General features: G+C 70.7%; 15 protein-coding genes and 2 tRNA genes. 13 read left to right on the plus strand and 4 right to left on the minus strand.

Annotation, left to right across the window (positions count from 1 at the left end):
- The first annotated feature begins 6 nt into the window (after positions 1-6).
- The 6 genes from AABA78_RS29925 (at position 7) to AABA78_RS29950 (ending at position 5,798) form a co-directional block, all read left to right on the plus strand.
- A tRNA-Gly gene (locus AABA78_RS29925) sits at positions 7-81 on the plus strand.
- Positions 82-118: 37 nt separating this feature from the next.
- Positions 119-193: transfer RNA gene (locus AABA78_RS29930), tRNA-Gly, on the plus strand.
- A 155-nt stretch (positions 194-348) separates the two neighbouring features.
- Complete coding sequence (locus AABA78_RS29935) at positions 349-1,128, plus strand: ABC transporter permease (protein ID WP_120525539.1); 780 nt, start codon at positions 349-351, stop codon at positions 1,126-1,128.
- Positions 1,129-2,475, plus strand: a complete 1,347-nt coding sequence (locus AABA78_RS29940) for an ABC transporter ATP-binding protein (RefSeq protein WP_171411985.1) — start codon at positions 1,129-1,131, stop codon at positions 2,473-2,475. It abuts the gene before it with no gap.
- Positions 2,476-2,539: 64 nt separating this feature from the next.
- Positions 2,540-5,152, plus strand: coding sequence for a glycosyltransferase family 2 protein (locus AABA78_RS29945; protein WP_338268320.1), 2,613 nt, complete (start codon positions 2,540-2,542; stop codon positions 5,150-5,152).
- Between the two features lie 229 nt (positions 5,153-5,381).
- Positions 5,382-5,798 (plus strand): response regulator, encoded by a 417-nt coding sequence (locus AABA78_RS29950; RefSeq protein ID WP_338268322.1) that lies wholly within the window; start codon positions 5,382-5,384, stop codon positions 5,796-5,798.
- On the opposite strand, the gene AABA78_RS29955 is transcribed toward AABA78_RS29950, so the two are convergent.
- Entirely contained in the window at positions 5,732-6,127 is a 396-nt protein-coding gene (locus AABA78_RS29955) for an FHA domain-containing protein (protein WP_338268325.1), read from the minus strand. The two genes, AABA78_RS29950 and AABA78_RS29955, sit on opposite strands and share 67 nt — an antisense overlap.
- A gap of 282 nt (positions 6,128-6,409) precedes the next feature.
- On the opposite strand from AABA78_RS29955, the gene AABA78_RS29960 reads away from it, so the two are divergent.
- A complete protein-coding gene (locus tag AABA78_RS29960; RefSeq protein WP_338268327.1) occupies positions 6,410-8,896 on the plus strand; it encodes a serine/threonine-protein kinase in 2,487 nt (828 codons plus the stop codon).
- Positions 8,897-9,365: 469 nt separating this feature from the next.
- On the opposite strand, the gene AABA78_RS29965 is transcribed toward AABA78_RS29960, so the two are convergent.
- Positions 9,366-12,284, minus strand: a complete 2,919-nt coding sequence (locus AABA78_RS29965) for an Ig-like domain-containing protein (RefSeq protein WP_338268330.1) — start codon at positions 12,282-12,284, stop codon at positions 9,366-9,368.
- A 383-nt stretch (positions 12,285-12,667) separates the two neighbouring features.
- Between AABA78_RS29965 and AABA78_RS29970 the strand changes: the two genes are divergently transcribed.
- From AABA78_RS29970 to AABA78_RS29995, 6 genes are read left to right on the plus strand one after another with little or no spacing between them, the layout of a single operon-like run.
- Positions 12,668-13,288, plus strand: a complete 621-nt coding sequence (locus AABA78_RS29970) for a hypothetical protein (RefSeq protein ID WP_338268742.1) — start codon at positions 12,668-12,670, stop codon at positions 13,286-13,288.
- A 28-nt stretch (positions 13,289-13,316) separates the two neighbouring features.
- Positions 13,317-13,760 (plus strand): c-type cytochrome, encoded by a 444-nt coding sequence (locus tag AABA78_RS29975; protein ID WP_338268336.1) that lies wholly within the window; start codon positions 13,317-13,319, stop codon positions 13,758-13,760.
- Entirely contained in the window at positions 13,757-17,983 is a 4,227-nt protein-coding gene (locus tag AABA78_RS29980; RefSeq protein ID WP_338268338.1) for a DUF4114 domain-containing protein, read from the plus strand. Before AABA78_RS29975 ends, AABA78_RS29980 begins: the two co-directional genes overlap by 4 nt.
- The gene (locus tag AABA78_RS29985) at positions 17,980-18,501 is read left to right on the plus strand and encodes a type IV pilus modification PilV family protein (protein ID WP_338268341.1); all 522 of its coding nucleotides are present in this window, start codon (positions 17,980-17,982) and stop codon (positions 18,499-18,501) included. The genes AABA78_RS29980 and AABA78_RS29985 overlap by 4 nt, the downstream gene beginning before the upstream one ends.
- A complete protein-coding gene (locus AABA78_RS29990) occupies positions 18,498-19,688 on the plus strand; it encodes a prepilin-type N-terminal cleavage/methylation domain-containing protein (protein ID WP_338268344.1) in 1,191 nt (396 codons plus the stop codon). The genes AABA78_RS29985 and AABA78_RS29990 overlap by 4 nt, the downstream gene beginning before the upstream one ends.
- Positions 19,689-19,705: 17 nt before the next feature.
- Positions 19,706-20,353, plus strand: a complete 648-nt coding sequence (locus AABA78_RS29995) for a pilus assembly FimT family protein (RefSeq protein ID WP_502260926.1) — start codon at positions 19,706-19,708, stop codon at positions 20,351-20,353.
- A 52-nt stretch (positions 20,354-20,405) separates the two neighbouring features.
- Here the strand turns inward: AABA78_RS29995 and AABA78_RS30000 are convergent, their stop codons facing one another.
- Positions 20,406-20,978 carry a hypothetical protein gene (locus tag AABA78_RS30000; protein WP_338268347.1) on the minus strand — a complete coding sequence of 191 codons (573 nt, stop codon included), beginning with the start codon at positions 20,976-20,978 and terminating at the stop codon, positions 20,406-20,408.
- 33 nt (positions 20,979-21,011) lie between these two features.
- Positions 21,012-21,680 (minus strand): autotransporter outer membrane beta-barrel domain-containing protein, encoded by a 669-nt coding sequence (locus tag AABA78_RS30005; protein ID WP_338268351.1) that lies wholly within the window; start codon positions 21,678-21,680, stop codon positions 21,012-21,014.
- Between the last annotated feature and the right edge of the window lie 4 nt (positions 21,681-21,684).

The raw sequence follows: 21,684 nt of genomic DNA on the forward strand, positions 1-21,684 counted from the left end.
CCAGATGCGGGAATAGCTCAGCGGTAGAGCATCGCCTTGCCAAGGCGAGGGTCGAGGGTTCAAATCCCTTTTCCCGCTCCAGATGCAGTCCGTAGTACGGCGGTTCGCAGCACCAGATGCGGGAATAGCTCAGCGGTAGAGCATCGCCTTGCCAAGGCGAGGGTCGAGGGTTCAAATCCCTTTTCCCGCTCCAATCGAAGGCCCTCTGGGAAACCAGGGGGCCTTTTTCTTTCTCTCCGTGCGGTACCGCCACGGTGCACCATGGCAGGCGGGCGCGCGAGGGACCGGCGGTCCGCTGTTCCAGGGCGTTCGCCACCGGCGGACCCTTTGCGGTATGGATACCGGCGCATGATTCGCAACTTCCGGGAACTCTATTCGTACCGGGGGCTCCTCCTCAGCCTGGTGCAGCGCGAGCTGAAGGCGCGCTATCGCGGCTCGGTGCTGGGCTTCTTCTGGACGTTCCTGAACCCCACCCTGCACATGCTGGTCTACGCGCTGCTGTTCGGCGTGTTCATGAAGAACCAGATTCCGCACTACGCCTACTTCATGTTCGTGGGCCTGCTGCCGTGGATCTGGTTCTCCACGTCGGTGTCCGCCGGCGCCAGCGCCATCAGCGACCGGCGCGACCTGATGACCAAGGTGCGCTTCCCGGCCCAGGTGCTGCCGGCGACGGTGGTGGCCACCAACTTCTGCAACTTCATCTTCTCCCTGCCGCTGATGGTGGTGCTGGGGCTCATCTTCGGCGTGGTGCCGACCTGGCACATGGTGCTGTTCCCCGTGGTGGTGCTGATCCAGATGTGCTTCACCTTCGCGGTGGTGTACGCGGTCAGCGCCTTCAACGTGACGTTCCGGGACCTGCAGCACATCGTGATGAACCTGATGACGCTGTGGTTCTTCATGACGCCGGTGCTCTACAAGCTGTCCACCATCCCGGAGGAGTACCGGCGCGTGCTGCAGGTGCTCAATCCGATGTCCATCCTCATCACCTCGTACCAGGCCATCTTCTACGAGCACCGTCTGCCGGACGCGGTGCCGCTCGTGTCGCTCCTGGGCGTCTCCATCGTGCTGCTGTGGGGTGCCACGCAGATCTTCGAGAGCCGCCGCGAGGAGTTCGCGGAGTCCATCTAGATGGTCCAGTCACCGACCGAGGACGCCATCGTCATCCAGGACGTGGTGAAGAACTTCCGGAAGAAGACCATCCGGGGGGAATACACCACGTTCAAGTCGGAGCTCGTGCGCTGGCTGCGAGGGCAGCGGCACGCGTCCCAGCAGGGGCGCTTCATCGAGTCCCTGCGCGGCGTCAACCTGCGCATCCCCAAGGGCCAGACGGTGGCCATCCTGGGGCGCAACGGCTCTGGCAAGAGCACGCTGCTGAAGCTCATCACCGGCATCTATTCGCCCACGTCCGGCAGCATCCAGGTGAACGGGCGCATCTCCGCGCTGCTGGACCTGGGGGCGGGCTTCCACCCGGACTTCTCCGGCCGGGAGAACATCCTCATCAACGGCATCATCCTCGGCATGTCCCGGACCGAGGTGCGCGCGAAGATGGACGACATCATCGCGTTCAGCGAGCTGGGGGAGTTCATCGACGAGCCGGTGCGCACGTACTCCAGCGGCATGTACATGCGCCTGGCGTTCTCCGTGGCCACGCACGTGGACCCGGACATCCTCATCATCGATGAGATCCTCGCCGTCGGCGACGAGCACTTCAGCAAGAAGAGCCTCGCGAAGATGACGGAGTTCAAGCGGCTGGGGAAGACCATCGTCCTGGTCACGCACGACATGTCCACCGTGGAGCGCTGGTGCGACCAGGCGGCGTGGCTGGACGGCGGGCGGATCCGCCGCGTAGGCACTCCGGCCGAAATCGCCGCCGAGTACCGGCAGGCGGTGTCGCTCGCGGAGGCGCGCTCCACGGTGTTCACCCCGCCGGCCCTGACTGAAGGGGGCGGGGCGCTGCCGTCGCTGTCGGAGGGCGCGGTGGTGCGGGACGAGCCGCCGGCGTCGCCGCCCGTCGCTGTGTCGCGGGTGTGGCTGAGCGGGCCGCGCGGGGAGGAGCTGGGGCTCGTCACCACGGAGACGCGCGCGGAGGTCTGCATCGACTACGTGGCGCGCGAGTCAGTGGAGGACGTGGAGTTCGTCCTCACGCTGTCCACCGCGGACGGGGCGGTGCTGTACGTGACGAGTACTCGGACGGACCGGGTGCCGCTGCCGACGCCGCTGCCGCCGCAGGGCCGGCTGCGCTTCGTGCTTCCCCGGCTGGGGCTGCTGGGTGGCTCCTACGTGCTGAGCGTGGAGCTGAAGACGGGCAACAACGCGAATCCGGAGCCGGGCCGGGAAGCGCGCTGCACCTTCTCCGTGTCCACGGAGCACGACGACCGGGGCGTCTTCCGGCCGGAGCATTCCTGGGTGGTGGAGGAGGCTCCGGCCGCTCCCGTCCAGGCGGTCTCCGTGTCCAAGCATGCCGCGGCCTCCTGAGGGGGGAGGAGGCCTCCCGCACGCCGCGGCCCGGGGCCTTGAAAAAAGGGGAGGCGCCTGGGAAGTGAGTACCTTGTTCCACACCATGCCCGAGGGGGGGCAGGCCGCGGAGTCCGCCGGGGAGCTCGCCGAGCGCATCGCCGCCCTGCGCGCGGAGCCCTCCGAGGCCAACGCCCGGGAGCTCGCGGTGCTGACGGAGCGGCTGCGCCGGCTGGTGCCTCCGGCCAACACGCCCCTGTCGCCGCTGCTGGCCGCGGCGAGGCTCGCCGTCCCGTTCGACTTCTCCGTGCCGCCGTCGCACCGGGCGTCGGGAGGCCAGTGGGTGACGGCCGCCAAGCGCGCCTTCGTCCTGGGCCTGCGCCCGCTGCACGTCGAACTGCTCAAGCCCCAGGCCGCCTTCAACCAGCGCGTGCTGCGCGTGCTGGAGCGGCTGGAGGCCCGGCGCGACCAGGGCACCCGTGAGGACCTGACGGACTGGGTCCGGGGGCAGCTGGACGCGCAGGGGGGCGGCAGGGACGCCTCAGCGGCTGCCGCGCGTGCTCCTCACGGCACGCTGAACTTCGTGGAGGTCGGGGCCGCGGGTGGACCGCGCGAGCGGCGCAAGGCGCGCGGCTTCGCTCCCGTGGACATGGCCTGGAAGCTGGCGTGGCGCGCGTGGCGCCGGGCGATGCGGCCCGTGCTGGAGCCGCTGCTCGAGCGCCAGGCGGAGTGGAACGCGCGGATGCGCGAGACCCTGCTGTCCGTCGCCGCCGCGCCGGGTGCCGGCACTCCGGAGCCGCTGGACGCCACGCACCGGGTGGCGCGGCTCGTGGCGCTGGCGTCTCCGCTGGCCCAGCCGGGGCTGCCCCGGGGCGTCCGGGCCTCCGCACCGCTGTGGAGCGAAGTGCTGCGCCGGCAGTCCCGCTTCAACGGTGAGGCGGTGGTGGCGCTGGCCGCCATCCTCGGCGTGCGTACGCCGCCCCCGCCCGTGCCCGCGCTGGAGGACTTCCACCACTGGTGCACGCTGCGCGAGTCCGGAGACATCCACGCCGCCCGCGAGGCCGTGGCTCGGCTGCCGCGCCGTCCCCGGCTGTCCCTCCTCGTCGCCACCGCGGGGGCCTGTCCCGCGCACCTGCGCGAGTGCCTCGCGTCGGTGGAGGCGCAGGTGTACCCGGAGTGGGAGCTGGTGCTCGTGGGGCCGGAGGACGGGCCCGCGCTGCCCGAGCCCTGGGCCTCGTCGCGCCGTCAGCCGCGCATCCGCCGGGTGACGCTCTCCGGGCCCACCGACTTCGCCCGCGCGCTGCGCGTGGGCCTCCAGGCCGCCAGTGGTGACTTCGTGGGTGTGCTGGGCGCGGAGGACACGCTCGCCCCCCATGCCCTGGCGAAGGTGGCGCTGGCCCTGGGCGCGACCCCGGGCCTGGACGTCGTCTACGGCGACGAGGACCGGCTGGACACGCGAGGGCGCCGCACGGCCCCCTTCTTCAAGCCGGACTGGTCCCCGGACCTGCTGCGCTCGGTGGACTACCTGGGCCGGGGGGTGCTCGCGCGCCGCTCGCTGGTGGAGTCCGTGGGCGGCTTCCGCGAGGGCTTCCCGGGCGCCGAGGAGTACGACCTCTTCCTGCGCCTCAGCGAGGCGACGGAGCGCATCGGCCACGTGCCGCACCTGCTCTACCACCGGCGCCTGGGCGCCGTGGGACAGGTGTCGCAGGAGGGCCGCCGCGCGCTCTCCGCGCACCTGGCGCGCCGGGGCGAGGACGCCGAGGTGACGGTGCCAGGGCCCGGCCGCTACCGCGTGCGCTACGCCGTCCGGGGCACCCCGAAGGTGTCCATCATCGTCCCGTTCAAGGACCGGCCGGACCTCCTGAAGACGCTCACGGACACGCTGCTGGAGCGCACGACGTACCCGCACTTCGAGCTGGTGCTCGTGTCCAACAACAGCGTCCGCCCGGAGACCTTCGCGCTCCTGGACACGCTGAACGACCCGCGCGTGGTGAAGCGCACCTGGGACTTCCCCTTCAACTACCCGGCCATCAACAACTGGGCGGCGGGGCAGGCTACGGGCGAGCTGCTGCTGTTCCTCAACAACGACATGGAAGTGGTGGACCCCGGCTGGCTCACGGAGCTGGTGTCCCAGGCGCAGCGCCCGGAGGTGGGCGCGGTGGGCGCGAAGCTCCTCTTCCCCGAGGGCACCGTGCAGCACGCGGGCATCGTCGTGGGAATGACGGGCATGGCGGGCCACCCCTTCTGGCGCCTGCCGGACGGGCCCATCGTCACGCCCTTCGGCCACACGGAGTGGGTGCGCAACTGGCTGTCCGTCACCAGCGCGTGCGTGATGATCCGCCGGCCCCTCTTTGACGCGCTGGGCGGCTTCGACGAGCGCTTCCTGCTGTGCGGCAGCGACGTGGACCTGGGCCTGCGGCTGCACACCCGGGGCCTGCGCGTGGTGTGCACGCCGTTCGCGCGCGTGGTGCACCATGAGTCCGCCAGCCGCCGCACGGACGCCATTCCAGAGCCGGACTACTGGCGCTCCTTCACGTCGTACCGGCCGTGGCTGCTCAAGGGCGACCCCTACTACAACCCCAACCTCACCCTCCTGTCGGGGGACTGCGACCTGCGCCGCCACCCCGAGGACGGCGAGGCGCTGGCGGTGCGCACGCTGGCCCACGAAGTGCCCAGCGCACGGCGCCCGCCAACGTGACGGCGCGCTTGCGCGAGGGCAGTCTGGGCGAGCAGGCCTCGCGATTCGTCGCGGTGCGGCTTCCCCAAGGGTGAGGCCGGTCGCCTGGTGGGGCCAACCGCCGGAAGCCGAAGGTCAGAAGTCAGAATCGCCCCGTCCCGGGTGCACTGCCGCGCGCATGCAGGTCCTCGCAATGACAGCCCCGCGGGCGGTCTGGTTCCAGGCATGCGACTTGCTCAAGGGACAGGGCATGCCGACGCGAATGTTGATTGTGGAGGACGAGGCATCTCTGCGCTGGGCGCTCAACCGGTACTTCACCCTTCGCGGCTATGAGGTCATCTGCGCGGAGAACATCGCCGAGGCCCTGGAAACTGTCTCCGTCGCGAAGACTCCCTTCCATGTCGTCCTGACCGACCTTCACTTCGAGGGTCGGTCCTGCGAGGACGGCCTGGAACTGGTGAAGTGCCTGAAGCCTCTCATGCCCCAGCTGCGCTTCATCTTGTTGACGGCCTCCCTGGAGGAAGACCTCCGCGAGCGCGCCCGCACCGCGGGTGTGGACGTCGCCCTCGTGAAGCCCCAGCGCCTTCCCACGCTGGAAAGCTACATCGCGGCCTTCACCAGCCCTGCCCAGCTCTCGGCGCCTGAATCCATGCCCGCGGCATCGTGAGATTGGCTTGCACACGAGGGCGCGGTGGAGTCCTCGTCACCCTGCAGGCGCACCACGAAGTCGCCAGGGGTGATGACATCCGCGTCGCTGAAGGGCCGCGACACCCTGCCCCGCGAGTGGCCGTTGAGCAGCGTGCCGTTGCGACTGCCCAGGTCGCTGACGCGCAGCCCGTTGTCGGTGGCGACCAGGCGGGCATGCCGCCGGGACACAGGGTCCGACGGCAGGACCACGTCGTTGTCGGGCGCGCGCCCCAGGACGAGCGTCGCGCCCGCGACCCGCGGGTGCTTGCGCGGAGGGCGCAGCGGACCGGAGATGATGCTGTTCCACATGCGCTCCCGTCCCTTTGCATGAGCCGGACACGGCCAGGGAGGTGTGGGCGTGCTCCGAGCAGACGGGAAGGCCCCGTCGGGTCATTTTTCGCGGCAGGTCGTCCCAGCCCCGGTAGCGCGTGAACGAAGGTCTCACTCCGCGCGCAACGCCCGGAGTGGGGCCCATGGCCATGCTCTTGCACACCCATTCCTCGCGCCATGGCGGCTCCTCCCTCTTCCTCGTATGGCTTCGACACGCTTCCCTGCGCTCCGGCCGACTCCCGGTCGGAGACGGTGGCGGGCGTGGCGCGTCCGTCCGTCGGCGCCTTCCCGGAGTGGGAGCCGCCTCCCCACTTCGACGGCTACCAGGTGCTCCGGTGCGTGGGCCGCGGAACCATGGGGCAGGTCTTCCTCGCGCACGACACGGTGCTGGACCGGCCAGTGGCGCTCAAGCTCCTCACCGCGGGGGGGGCGGACGCGGCGGAGCGTGAGCGGCTCCTGGTTGAGGCGCGCGCCGTCGCGAGGCTCCAGCACCCGAACGTCGTCACCCTCTACCGCGTGGGCGAGGTGGAGGGGCGGCCGTACCTCGCCTGTGAGTTCGTACGGGGGCATGGCCTGGACGCGCTGCCGCTGCCGCTGCCCGCGGCCCAGGTGGTGAAGATTGGCCTCGACCTGGCGCGTGGCCTCGCCGCGGCGCACCGCCGGGGCGTGCTGCACCGGGACCTGAAGCCCGCCAACGCCATCCTCGCGGACTCGGGGGAGGTGAAGCTGCTCGACTTCGGCCTGGCGAAGCTGGTGGAGGCCGGGTCCGACCCCGCGCTCACGGACGACTCAAGCCTGGTGGGCACGCCGGCGTACATGGCGCCCGAGCTGTGGCGGGGCGAGCCGGCGTCGGTCCAGTCCGACATCTATTCGCTCGGGGCGCTCCTCTATCACCTGTGCTCGGGGCGGCCGCCCCACGTGGGGGCCACCCTCCATGCCCTGGTGACCCAGGTGCTACGCGAGGCGCCCTCGCCCCTGGAGGGCGTGGAGCGCGCGCTGGCGGAGCCCATCCTCCGCTGCCTCCGCAAGACGCCCGGCGAGCGGTTCCCCCTGGCGGACGCGCTGTGCGAGGTGTTGGAAGGGCTGTCGCCCGAGCGCCGGCACCTGGCGCTGCCCGAGGGAAACCCCTACCGCGGGTTGCAGTCCTTCGAAGCGCAGCACCGCGCGCTGTTCTTCGGCCGCGACGCGGAGATGCGTGCGCTGCTCGAGCGCTTGCGCACCGAGCCGTTCCTCCTGGTCGCCGGCACCTCGGGCCTGGGCAAGTCCTCGCTCTGCAGCGCGGGAGTCCTCCCCCGGGTGAGGGAAGGGGCCCTCGACGGAAGCGGACGAGGCGGCGGAGGACGTGTCTGGGCGGTCGCCACTCTCACCCCCGGCAAGCGTCCCCTGCGGGCCCTGGCCGCCGCGATGGCGCAGCACCTCAAGGAGGACGAGGAGGCCCTCGCGCTGCGGCTGGGCGGCGAGTGGCGGGACGTCACCCGGGAGCTGCGCCGCCGTGCCCGCCAGGGTGCGCCGCTCTGCGTCTTCCTGGACCAGCTGGAGGAACTCGTCACCCTCAGCGCACCGGACGAGGCGCGGCGGATGGCGGAGGTGCTCGAGGACCTCGCGGTGCCGGGGCCGGGACTGCGCGTGCTCGCAACCTGCCGCGCTGACTTCATCGCGAGGCTCGCTTCGCTGCCGGGCATGGGAGACTCCATCAACCGGGGACTCTTCCTGCTGAGGCCGCTGTCACCCGAAGGCCTCCGCGCCGCCGTGGTGGGCCCCGCTCGCGCCATGGGTGTGGAGTTCGAGTCGGACGCCATGGTGGAGGAGTTCGTGGAGGCGGCGTCCCGCGCCGAGGGTGCGCTGCCCCTCCTCCAGTTCGCCCTGGCCGAGCTGTGGGAGGCCCGCGACACCGGCCGGCGCGTCATCACCGCGACGGCGCTGACGGCCGTGGGCGGCGTGGTGGGCGCGCTGGCCCGGCACGCGGACGCGGTCGTGGCGCACCTGCCCCCGGAGCATCGCACCGCCGCCCGCCGCCAGCTGCTCGCGCTGGTGACGCTGGAGGGCACGCGCGCCCGGCGCACCGAGGCGGAGCTGCTCGACGGCACCCCCCAGGCCAGGGCCGCCCTGGCGGCGCTCGTCCGGGGACGGCTGCTCACGGTGGGGGAGGCACCCGAGGGGGCCATGTACGAAGTCACCCACGAGGCGCTCATCCAGTCCTGGCCGCTCCTGCGCCAGTGGCTGAAGGAGGACGCGGAGCTGCGCGTGCTCCGGGAGCGGCTCGCGGTGGCCGCCGCCGAGTGGGAGCGGCTGGGCCGCCGGCGGGAGGCCGTCTGGGGGCCACGCCAGCTCGCGGAAGCGGCCCTGCTGCCGACGTCGGAGCTGCCGGAGCGGGAGCGGGACTTCGTCGCGGCCAGCCATCAGGTCATCCACCGCGGACGGGTGGTGCGCGTGGGCCTCTCGCTCTGCGGACTCCTGATGCTCAGCGTGGTGCTGGCCGGCGTGCGCTACCGCGGCCAGGTCCGGGAGCTCGCGCGGGCCCAGCTGGCTGAAAGGCAGCACCAGACCTCCAGGCGCGACGAGCTGCTGTCGCGCCTGGCCGCCCACGATATGGAGGGGGACGGCAGCGAGGCGCGGGTCCTTGGCCGGACGCCGGTGTCCGTCCCCCAGCTCGCGCCGGGACACTACGTGCTCACCCCCGCGCCCCTGCACCCCGTGAAGGGCGGCGCGTCCTTCATCACCCGCTTCGAGACGACCTTCGGCGAATAGCTCGACGACCTCGAGGCGCGCGGCGCGGACGGGCGCGCCTACCCCCACGGCGAGCAGGTGCTGCCCGCGGACGCCCACTTCGACGAGACGTACCGGCGGCAGCCCCTGGCCACGAGCCCGGCGAGTCATTACCGGAATCGAGTCGAAGGATGCTCAGACAGTGGATGCTCGGACTGGCCTTCGGGCGGCGGGCTGCAACGCGGTGGATGGCCAGGAGCGGTTCGATGAGGCCGGGAGCACCCGCTCCCAGTCCCCGGAGGTGGCCCGCGGCACGGCGCTCAACGGCCACGAGCTGAATGGCCGCGAGCTCAACGGCACCCAGCTCAGCGGGCGCGAGTTGGACGGCACTTCAGCTGACTGGAGGAAGAAGGGCGGGCGGCTCCGCGCCCTCTCGAATGCAGGAACACCGGGTGGCCTGATGAGGGCCCACCCGGTGTCCTGGCAATCCGGTGCGTCGCGGACGGGCGCGCTACGGCGTGTGAGAGCCCATGTACTGGAACGTGCCCGTGGGGAACAGGTTCCACTCGGTTGCGTCGAAGCGCGCGGCGCCAATGCCGATGCCGGGATTGCGCACCAGGGTCCCCCCCAGCGGCAGGATGTCGCCGCGGGCCGAGTTGCTGGGGTCGCCCAGCACGTCCACCGTCTGCCCATCACGCGTGAGCACCATGGCCGTGGTGACCAGCCCGTTCAAGCGCAGCGTCACCTCGTCGTTGTAGTACATCGCGGACGTCACATCGAAGAAGTCGTAGAACTGCGCATCGATGGCGACGTGCACCATGCCCGCCCAGGTTTCGGACAGCGGGACGTTGACGATGTTCATCCGGCCGTTCGCGCTGTCCCACTGGTGCAGCTCGAGCACGTAGCCCTCGGCCATCGTGTTCGGCTCGCCCGCGTAGTAGAGCTCCACCGCGAGCCGGTTGTCGCCCGCATCGAGGAACTCCGAGAAGAACAGCGTCGGGTCGCTCACGGTCACCGCGAAGCGCTGCTCGGCCGTGCCGCCGTGGCCGTCATCCGCGTGCACGGTGACGTGAGCGATGCCCAGGCCCGCCCCCGAGAGGGTCACCATCCCGTTGCTCACGCTCGCGCCCGTCACCTGCGGCGCATCGCTGCTCACGGTGAAGGTGAGCGGGTCGCCGTCCTCGTCGGTGAAGAAGTCCGCAGCCGCGAACGTGCGCGTGTTGCCGGGGACGATGAGCCGGTCCGCGATCGGCGCGGCCACGGGCACATGGTTGGGCGGCGCCTCCACGACGGTGAGGGTGAGCGGCTCGCTGCTCGCGCGCAACTGGCTCGCGTCGACCGCGACGACGCTGAAGGTGTGCTCGCCGAGGCTCGCGCCCTGGACGGTGAACGTCGCGGTGTAGCCGCCAGTGCCCTCGCTCGCGCTCTGCGTGTCGAGCAACTGCGCGCCGTCATAAAGCTCGAAGGACGCCACGCGGTCGTTGTCGGCCGCGGCGGCGATGAGGGTGAGGGGCGTGCCCTCCGCGACCTCGGTCACCGCGCTCCCCAGGACGACCGTGGTCGGCGCGGTGACGTCCTCCCGGTTGAAGGCCACGCTCAGGAGCGCCCGCTGCCCGGCGGCCACCACCGTGCTCGCGCCGCTCACCGCCGGGCGGTATCGCCAGCCGGCATCGGAGAACTCCACGGTGGTCAGCGAGTAGTCACCCGGGACGAGGTCGCGCAGGAGGGTGCCGTCCTGGCCCTGGAAGGACTGGCCGTCAGGGCCGGCCACCGTCACGGACTGGCTCGAGGGCACGCCCTGGAGCGCCACTTCGAGCAGGCCGGTCACCGCGTGGTACGCGACCTCGGGCTCCGCCGTCTGGCCGGCGGCGAGCGTGAAACTCCCCGCGCTCACGGTTGCCGCGTACTGGTACGTGCCATCGCTCGCGCGAGCCGCCGTGAGGACGTAGTCACCGGGCACCAGGTGCTCGAGCATGAAGGTGCCGCCCTCGTGAAGTGTCCGGGTGTATCCCTCCGGCCCGGTGAGCGTCACGTCCGGGGTGATGGCCGTCACCGTCACCGTCAGCCGCACACGCGAGTCGATGACGGCGAACGTCAGCGTGGGCGTTGCCGTCTCGCCCGCGCGGATCTCGAGCGGCACCGGCGCGGCGCGGTAGGTGAATCCATCGAACTCCACGTCCGCGCCCGAGAGGACGTACGCGCCCGGCGCGAGGTCGCCCAGCTGCCCGTTCACGGGCAGCGCGACAGGGTCCGCGCCGGCGGCCCCGAGCTTCAGGAGGGTGCTCGCTCCCTGCGGCAGGCCGGTGGAGCTCGCGACCAGGTGACCGGTGGAGGCCCGGTACGTGACGGTGAGCTGCCGCGTCTCCCCGGCCACCAGCGTGAAGTTCGCCTCGCTGAGTGCGGGCGTGTATTGGTAGGTGCCATCCGTCGCCGGCACGGCCGACAGGCCGTACTCGCCGGGCGCGAGGGCGCTGAGCGTGACGTCACCCGCCTGCGTGAATGTGGCCGAGTAGCCATGGGGGCCGCTCAGGGTCACGCTGGGGGTGATGCCGCTCACCGCGGGGATGCTCACGGCGATGCGAGCGTCGATGGCGGCGAACACCAGCGTGGCCGTGGCGATTTCACCGACCTTCACCTCGAAGACGACCGGAGCGGCGCGGTAGGTGATGCCACCGGACTTCACGTCGGGCGCCTTGAGGGTGAAGGTCCCCGGGGTCAGGTTGTCCACCATGTTGCCCGCCGGGATGCGAAAGGTGGCCCCCTGCGCATTCTGCAGCCTGAGGGACGCGCTCGCGCCGCTCGGCAGGCCGGTCGAGCCCAACTGCGCGGCACCGCTGAGCGTCATGCCGCCGGACGCCGCGGTCTGCCCCGCGCTCACGGTGACGCTGCTGGACTGCCCGACAGGGCCGCTGATGTTGTAGGTGCCGGGCGTGAGGTCCTCCAGCTTGTAGGTGCCGCTGCCGGTCAGGGTCTGGCTGTAGCCGCCCGGGCCGCTCACCGTGACGGACGTGACGGGCTCGGCGGCGGCGGCATGGCCGCGGCGGGCCATGGCCTCGACAGCCGCGTTGCCGTCCGCGCTCACGGTGACCACCAGCGCGCCGGTGATGGGGACGTAAGCGATGTCGAGCGTGGGTGTCTCGCCCGCGCTGACCGTGAGGGTGAGGGGAGGCGCCGCGAAGGTGTACCCATCCTGCTTATAGGGCTCGCCCGTCACCGTGTACGTCCCGGGGGGCAGTTGGAGCTGGCCGGTCGCATCGACGCGATAGACCTGCCCGTCGGCGCCGGTGAGGGTCACCCGGGTGAGCACCTCCTCGGGGGCGGAGATGGTGACGACGGCATTGGCATTGCCAATGACAACGGGGGCGGGCGCTTGACCGCAGGCGGTAAGCAGGAGGAGGGCCGTGAGGAACAGCAGGGATGTGCGCTTCATGGATGGGTCTCGGTCTGTGAACTGACTGCGACCCGCGCTTGAGCAAGGAGCGCACCAGGGGAATTTTGAGGGCAACGCTGGATCCGGCGCGCCGGGGCTGGTGCGCCGGAACCGGGTCGTTCTCCGATGTCCATGGAAAATGACCCGCCAGGACTGTCAGGAATTGGCCGGCCGCTGGGGGCAAACCAGACACGGGCTCGCGGTGCTGAAGGCCTGTCACTTCACGGTACGGCGTTTGCTCTGGCCTCGTGGCCATGAGCTCCCGGGGTGTGGATTCCAATTCGCGGTGCCGACGCCGTCCTGCTTCGGCAGGTGGGCAGCCGCGCGAGCGGGGCTTCGCCCTGCTCGGAGCCCTGGGAGTCACCCTTGCGCTCACATTGGCGGTGACCATCACCTGGCGCATGGTGCGCCAGGAGGCCGACGTCCAGGGTGACCTGCGCCGACAGAAGGAGGCGTTCTTCGCGGCGGAGGCGGGACTGGCGGAAGGGCGCGAGACGATGCGCCTGCTGCTCGGGAACGCGGAGACCTACAACCCGGCCATCACCGCGCTCGGCGCTCCCGCGAGCGAGCCAGGACTCGGCTCCCCGACGCAGCCCTGGTACGACGTGCTGCCAGGCGCCAGCAGTGCTGGCGACGGCTGGACCCCGTACGCGCTCACCCCGGAGGACATGGCGCCCTCGGAGCTGGCGAGCGGGAGCGGAGACGTCTACGCGGACTACCCGCGTCAGGCGAACGTCCGCTACCGGGTCTTCGTCCACGACGACGCGGACGACGGCGACTTCACCGAGGACAGCAACCGTCAGGTCTGGCTCGTCGCCGTGGGAGAGGTGGTCGGCGGCAGCGGGCGTCCCACGCGCGCCGTGGTCCAGGCCCTCATCACCAACGACAACGCCCAGCAGCTCACGGGCCCCGGTTGCGTGAACCGGGGCTGCGGTCCCAGCAACTCCTTCAACAACACCCAGGACCGCCAGGCGCCGGCCACCCAGACGGTCCGCTTCTTCTGAGGATTGCAAAGACATGCATGCGGCATCCATGCGAGCTCATCTGATTCCCTGGCTCCTCCTGCTCGCGCCGCTCGCCCGCGCGGAGAACCGGGGAGAGGACTTGTTCAACCAGGCGTGCTCGCGCTGTCACATCGCCCAGGCAGCGACGCGGGCCTCGCCCACCTCGGGACTCGTCGGGGCCTCCAAGGGCAGTGGCCCCAACCTGGGCGAGCTGATGCCTCGCCGCACCTACGAACAGGTCCGCGCGTGGATCCAGGCGCCCCAGCGGCAACGGCCCGAAACGGGGTGCGACACCCGCATGCTGGCGCCCTCGGACGTGGGCGCGCTCATGTCCTATCTCGCCACTGTCTCGCAGCCTCCCGAACCGCCGCGGGCGGAGCGGTTGCGGCAGGAACTGGCGCAGCAGGTTGCCGAGCGGCGTGCCCGGCAACGACAGGCCGGGACGAGCACCGGCTCGAAGGAGCCGCGATGACCCGTGCGCTCCGTCGCTTCATCGCTCCCGCGCTCCTGCTGGCACCGCTGCTCGCCGGGGCGGAAGGTCTCAGTCAGCTCTGCGCGGACGTGCTGGACCAGGACAAACAGCCCACGTTCCAGGCCAGCGGCTTCGACACGAACCAGTCCATCCTCATCACGAGCGAGAACCCGGCACGCCTTCAGCTCAACACCAACCTGACGGTGCTGGACCCCGAGCACATCTCCTTACCGTTCGACCAGCACGTCACCATCAGCTACGTGTTCGAGTCCGCCGGCGCATCCCACGCGCTTGGCTACATGTACCTGGATGATGTGAAGGCACGCGGCTACGCGGATGAAAGTGGGAACCTCGTGGATGCCAATGGCAATGGCATCCTGGACCTGCACGAAGACCTGTACAACCTGGCTCCCACCAGCGGCTCCAGGGCGCGTCCCTATATCGGGCCCTACACGTCGGACGGTGTTCCCAATCGCCGGTGCAACGTCTCGTTCACCTCGGGCGGCTTCACCTACAACCAGCCCGAGCTGGCCATGAGTGGCGGCTGCGCCAATACCTTCAGCTCCCAGCAGAGCGTGAGGGATGCGCGGCCGGGACAGACGGGCACCACCATCAAGGTGGACCTGGTGGGCAGCACCATGGGCGGCACTCCCACCGCGCCCGCCTTCTCCGACCGGGGCGTCTTCAACTTCATTCCCAACCTGCTGGAGCCGCCGGACCCGCGCAACAACAAGCTGGGGCTGGGGAAGATGGTCTTCCTGCTGTCCGACGACGACACGGACACGACCGTCTTCAACAACCTCGCCCCGGTCGCGGACTCGAGCACCACCGCCGACGGCGTGCCCGACTACGACGTCTCCAAGTACGACGCCAACGGCCTCCAGCGCGCCACCAATCCGGACACGGGCATCACCACGTACGACCGGACGGTGGACCTGGGGCAGCTTCAAGGCGGCAAGGAAATCGTCTTCTTCCTCGTCGTCTTCTACGACGCGACCCACGCCCCCACGTCGACGGGCGGTACCGTCTACCCGTGCCTGCGCCGTGACTCGGCGGACAAGTGCACCCTCCACTTGCGCACGTCCGTCTCCGTCTTCTTCTCCAAGGCGTCGTGGAACCTGGACCAGAACGCCGTGGCTGGCACCACGGTGGCCGAGCGCAACATCGGCTGCAGCTACAATGCGAGCTGCGACCCGAACAGTCCCAGCAGCTCCGCCGGGGCCTGCACGGTGGTCAACTCCACCCAGAAGCTGTGCGGCTGGCTGGAGGGCCCGAAGACCAGCACCAACTCCACGCTGGGCCGGTTGAACACGTCGGCCTACGGCAACCTCGACATGCCCATGGAGAAGGTCTCCATTCCCCGGCCCGCCAACAACCGCATGCCCCACGTCATCGTGGGGGCGCCGAGCACGGACCCGTTCCGGTGGATCCTCGGGTTCGAGGACCTCAATGGAGGCGGCGACCGCGACTTCAACGACGTCGTGTTCATGATCAACAAGGAGAACGGCGGAGGCGTGCGCTCGGGCACCGTCTCCGGTGACATCTCACCTTCCGTCGCCGAGGACTTCACCATCACCAAGGTCCGCTTCCGGCGTCAGGACGACCTCGCGCCCGCGCCGCGCACCTGTTCCGGTGGCGCTCCGTGCTGGTCGGAGGAGCTGCCGGGCGCGTGCCGGCCCCCCGGAGGGCCGCTGCCCACCATCCGGTATTCCATCGCCGTGGACTGCCGCGTCTGCAGCGATGGCGCCTGCACCCGCAATCCCAACCCCGCCTGGTATCCGGTGGATTTCCCCAACACCTCACCCCCCACCCAGCAGGTGGAGCTGGACATGCTGGCGCTGGGCTTCACCGGCTCACAGCTGTGCTGGAAGGCGGACATCACCAGCCCGAACGAGCGGTGCCGTCCCATCATCGATAACGTCGACGTGGGCTACCAGGCCGTACGCGCCGGCACGTACGCGCGCGCGTCGCCCTCCACCGTGGGCAACGCCATCATCTGGGGCACGAACGAGACCCCGGGCCGCGGCTGGGGCACGGGCTGGACGCCGCCCGGCTATGCCGGCATGCCCGCCGCCAGCCAGCGGGCCTACGATGACAGCAAGGACCAGTCGGTGCGGGGGCACCTCTCCTTCCGCTCGCTCTACGACCCGGAGGACCCCACCCGGACGAGCGTCGTCGAGCGGTGGGATGGCGGTCGCGTCATGGCGGTCGCGCTGGCGCAGGGCCAGGACCCCACCACCCGCCGCCTCTTCACCATGGACGGCACCGGGGCGCGCACGGACATCGAAACGGTCGCCGCGGACAGCGCGTCCACCAGTCCGCTCTTCCCCGACTCCCTCTGTGACCAGGTGGTCAACGGCCGCTATGTCTTCGACCTGAACGACGACGGGACGTGCGGGACGCCCACCCATCCGTTCAAGCAGATTGACGACGACACCAACGACCGCGCCTTCCTGCGCGAGTGGCTGTATGGCTGGGAGGACCTGCACCCGCCGGCCCCCTCGAATGCGCGGCGCGCCTGGCCCATGGGCGGCGTCAACCAGTCCACCGTGGCGCTCGCGGTGCCGCCGTTCTTCGACGCCTGGTACCAGGGCGCCCGCCCCGCGGAGCGCGACCAGTACCGCAAGAACTTCATGGAGCCGCTGAAGGACCGTCGCACCGTGGCCTATGTCGGCACGATGAGCGGCTACCTGCATGCCTTCGACGCGGGGGCGTTCCGCACCGATACACGCGATGGCTGCGTGGACGCGGACCAGCGGCGCGGCTACTTCGCGCCGACCTCATGCGGCGCGGGCACCTCCCCGCGCGACTATGGCACCGGCCAGGAAGCGTTCGCCTACCTCCCGAGGCTCCTGCTCGACCGCTACGTCAACCGCTACGTGCGGTACCTGGGCTCGGGCTCGCTGCCTCGTCCGCAGGTGGACGCCTCGCCCACCATCGCCAACGTGGACCTCGGCGTGCCCGGCAAGCCCGCGTGGACGATGTCCAGCTCGCCCTCGCGGACGGAGGGCGCCAAGACGGTGCTGGTGTCCGCCACGGGCAAGGGGAGCCCGGCCGTCTTCGCGCTCGACATCACCCGTCCGGACCTTCCGGCCCGATTCCCGCTGCCCCTCTGGGAGTTCAGCCTGGCGGACACCGCGGTGCAGCAGGCCTTCTCGGATGCGCGCGCCACGGACACCTCCTCTCCCAAGAAGGTGAAGCTCCCGGATGACGCTGGCTCGCGGCACGCTCCGAGCGTGGGGCGCCTGGCGTGGGGCTCCAGCAAGGACAAGGGCGTCTGGGCCGCGGTCGTCGGCACGGACTACGTCCCCAGTTCGGGCCGGGCGGGCACGCTCTACCTGCTCGACATGAAGACGGGGCGCCCGCTCGACCTGGGCACCACCGCCGCCGGCCGCATGGCGGGGGTCATCACCCTGGACGACGGCTCGGGCATCGCCGCCGAGTCCACGCTGGTGGACGTGAACCGGGATGGCACCTACGAGGTCCTCTATGTTCCGACCACGGCCGGCCGCGTGTACCGCGTCAACCTGGACCAGGTCGACACGGGCGCGCCGCCAGGCGCCAAGGTGAGCCGGTGCCGCGTGGCGGACGCCCCGGTGGACGTATCGTTGAGCAGCGGCGCGGCCCAGTCCCAGGACCAGAGCTACCAGCAGCTCTACTCCAACCTGGCCGTGAGGGTGGTGGACGCTCCCGACGGCCCCGTGGTGCGCTTCTACTTCGGCACGGCCGACAATCCGGACGAGTCCTCGGACGGGCCGGCGAACAACACCTCCTACCGCTACCACCTGCTGGGCTACGAGGACCCGGACCCCACGGGCACCCGGGGATGCGTGGCGCTGACCCCGCTCTGGGTAAAGCCGCTGGATGCGGGGCAGGCGGTGTGGGGCGGCGTCTCGCTCTCCGAGGACCAGGTCTATGCCACCACGGCCGTCGGGAAGGCCGCGGACATTTGCAGCCTGAGCAGCACGCAGAGCGGACGGTTCTACGCCGTCGGCCAGCTGGGCGGAGGGACGCAGGGGCCCACGATGTCGAGCGCGCCCATCCAGGGCCACGGTGTCAGCGCGCCGGTGGTGCACGACGAGCACCTCTTCGTGCTCACCGCGGACGGAAAGCTGCTGATGGTGGGCGACGACTCCTGGAACAACGACACCGGAAGCGCGGCGACGACGCGCTCGCGGGTCTTGCTCTGGGAGCCCGCGCCCGAAGGACGGTTGCCGAAATGAAGACCCGGGGACTCAGCAAAGGCCGCGGCGTCGCGCTGATGGAGACGATGGTCGCTTCGGTGGTCCTCGTCATGGGGCTGATGGCGGCCCTGACGCTGATGGTGGAGACGAACCGCGCCAACCGCCGGACCCTCACCGCCACCCAGGCGCAGACCCTCGCCGAGCAGACCCTGGAGAACATCGTCTCCATGGGCTGCACGCGCGCACCGCCGTGCGGCAACATCGCCACGCTGGATGGCAGCCGCTCCAAGGTGTGGCAGACCGCCGCCGGGGCGGTGCTGACGACACGGCCCCAGGCGCCCATCGTCGCGCGCGAATACGAGATCGCGGTGGACGTGGATGGCGCCGTCCAGCCGGGCCTCAACGAGAACGGCTCCCTTGGACAGCCGCCCTTGAACCGCTCGCTTCGGGGGATGGGGCCCGGCAACCTCGTCAACGTGCGGGTCAGCGTCAGCTGGGTCGAGCCGGCCCGGTCCGGACGTCAGGTGGTCGTCCTCCAGACGCGGATGGCGCCATGAAACGCACTCCTTCCTGGATGCGTGGCTTCACGTTGGTGGAGCTCATGATTGCCGCCGCGGTGTCCGTGCTGCTGCTCACGCTGGCCCTGAGCGCCAGCGCCCAGGTCCAGCGGCGCCTGGTGCTCGAACAGCAGACGATGTCGGCGCAGGTCACCGGGCGCGCCGTCAAGGAGTTCCTGGGCACCGAGGTCCTCCGCGTCGGCGTGGGCATGGGGAACGCGACGGTGGTGTTCTCACAAGGGGATTTGCGCCAGGGCTTCACCGTGTGGTCGGAGCCGGACCTGTCGCAGGGCCGTCCCCCCCTGCTGGCCGCGGACCCCGGCTTCGCGCTTCCGCCCGCGAGCGGGCCGTACGCGGGCATGGCCTCGGATGCCCTGCAGCTGTGGTGGGGGGACACCCGGGGACTGATTGCGTTGGACGACTGTCCCGGCGGAAAGGCCTATCGGGTCCGCGAGGGCGGCCCCTCGCGGTTCTGCACGGCGCCCGCGCCCTCCTCGGAGCTCCAGCCCCAGGCGGGGCAGTCCACGCCGGCGTTCCTCGTCAATTCCGGCCTGGCGCTGGCCTGCCACGTGGAGGTGAGCCAGGTGCGGGTGGCGGCCCGGGAGGTCTCCGCCTTCGTCGGCAGGGGGACGTCATCCACCCAGAGCGGCCCTTGCGCGGACGCGCAGGACCCCGTGTGGGAGCGGACGGGCTGGCTGCTGCTGAGGGCCCAGGGCTCGTCGTACCGGGTGAACTGGGCCACGGGCAATCCCGTCCTGGAGTACCTCGCGTCGGGGGCCACCACGTGGACCGCCATGAGCCGCGATGTCGAGCGTCTGAAGATTCGGCAGGGGATCATCGACCTGTCACAGCCACAGCTGCCCCCGCGGTGGTTTCCGGACGCGGCGGCCGGGCGGCCCGCCGTCGATGCCTGCACACGGGGCCAGCCGGAGTGCGCAGTGGACGCGGGGCCTGCGGGCGCTCCCGAGGCCCCTGCCTCCACGGATGCGGAGCTCCGGCGGCTCCTCCAGGAGCGCGTCCGGTCCGTGGAGGTGACGCTCGTCGTCCGCACGCCGCGCCGGGACCTTTCCTCCATCCAGACGGACACGACCGATGACGAGGGGCTTCCCAGGGACGGGTACAACCGGCGGACGCTCACCTTCCGGGTGAGCCTCCGGAACAACGCTTTCGCGGGAAGGCTGCCCTGACCGGGCCCGAGGACTCCATGAGTGGCTTTCGAGGAATGACTTTGCTGGAGCTGCTGGCGGGGCTGGCCGTGCTCGGCATCCTGGCGACGCTGGCGCTGGGGGAGCTGGGCGGCAGCATGGAGCGCCAGCGTGAGAGCGGTGCCGCTCGCGACCTCGTCTCCGCGGCGCTGCAGGCGCGGCAGCGAGCCCAGGCCACCCATCAACCCATCCGCTTCGTCGTGGATGCGAACGTGCCGCTGGCGGATGGCACCGTGCGGAACGTGGCCCGCTGGGAGCGGCCGCGGTGCGACAACACCTGGGACAGTGACTCCTGCCCGGCCACGAGCTGCGAGGCCACGACGTGCCGGCAGACGCCATCGTGCTGCGACGAGGTGGGGGCGGACATCCCGCTGCCCCCGTCGATGAACGCCTCGCCCGTGCATGGGTTGTGTTTCCTGCCCACCACGGGACGGCCCGTGCGCGTCGAGGGCGACCTGACTTGCATGCTGTCCAGCCGGGGGCGGCCTGACGCGCTCGCGGCCGCCGCGCCCGGGACGCTGAAGCTCACCTATTCGTCCGGGCGTGCCCCCACGCTGTTCCAGGTCGAAGGGCTGACCGGCCTGGTGAGCCTCCTGGACTGCGATGCGCTGTCCGCGAGCGCCACCGCGGGCAAGGACTGCCCGTAGGACGCAGCCCGAAGGGGAGGAGGCCCGGGCTGCGTCAGGGACAATCCCGCTGCTACAGCGACTCCTCCACCTTGTCACCGTAGCGGATGCGCCCCTTCAGGCCCAGGCAGAGGACGGGCTCGACTTCCGTGTCCTTGTCCGGCATGCGCGCGGTGAAGCCCACCGCCACCTTCAGCATTCCATCCTGCGTGTAGGGGAACAGGTTGACGGCGTCGTTGCCCGGCAGGTTCAACTCCGTGCTGGCACCGGCCTCCGTGCGGCTCCATTCCGTCAGCACGACGGGGCCGCCGCTCACCGTGGCGTTGTCCATGCCCAGCTTCACGGCGTCCAGGAAGCCGAGGTCGCCGCCGACGGCCCGGAAGGTGGCGCGACGGAAGCGCACGTCCGCGCTGACCATGTCCATGTCCTCGGGGAGCAGGCTCTTCACGTCCACCTCCAGGCTGAGGGTGGGCGAGAACGTGCCCTCCACCGGCAGGTTCGAGGCCTGGAACGCGTAGGGCTTCATCCGGGTGCAGATCTCCGGGATGTCCACGTCGCCGAAGAGCAGTTCGCCGCAGCCGGACAGCAGGGAGGCACCGGCGAGCAGCACCAGGCGCAGGGGAGGGGAATCGAGCATCGACTTCATCGAGGAACTCCAGTGGGGAAGCCGCAGGGACGCTCAGCCCAGGTACAGCAGGAAGCCGAGCTTGAGGGTGGGAAGGGTGCCGCTCACGCGTGGCGCGGTGATGCTCTCCACGGTGACGTCGGAGGCGCGGGCCTTGGACCAGTCCTCCACGCCGTGCACGCGGGTGCGCACGTAGGACAGGCCTCCGCGCAGGAAGAAGGAGAAGCGCCGCGCACTGCCCAGCTCCAGGCCCAGATGGACGTTGGCGAAGTCGTAGCCCACGCGCTCGAGCAGCAGGCCCTCCGCCCCGAGCGTCCCGGCGACTCGCTCGATGGCCCGGCGTGCATTGCCCTCGGGCAGCCGGCCCACCTCCGCCGTCAGCGTGGGGCGCACGAAGGCTTGGAGCGGGATGAAGGACGCGCCGAAGCGGCCGCCCAGGCTGACGGCGTTGTGCACGACACCGCCGTGCAACCGCAGCATGCGGAGCGGGCGCAGCGCCAGCGACACACCGGCTCCCTCGGGAATGCCCGTGTCCAGCATCAGCCCCAGCCAGGGCAGGCCGGGCGCGGCGGACGCCACCGGAGCAGCGGGCACCTCGTGCGTGACTGGCACCGCTTGGGCAGCAGGTGCCTCGTGCGCGGCTGGCGCCGCATGAGCAGCGGGTGCCTCATGAGCCGCGACCCGCGGGTTGAACATCAGCGCACCGAGCAGCATCAACGACATGAGC

This window comes from Corallococcus caeni, assembly GCF_036245865.1.
GTDB lineage: Bacteria > Myxococcota > Myxococcia > Myxococcales > Myxococcaceae > Corallococcus > Corallococcus caeni.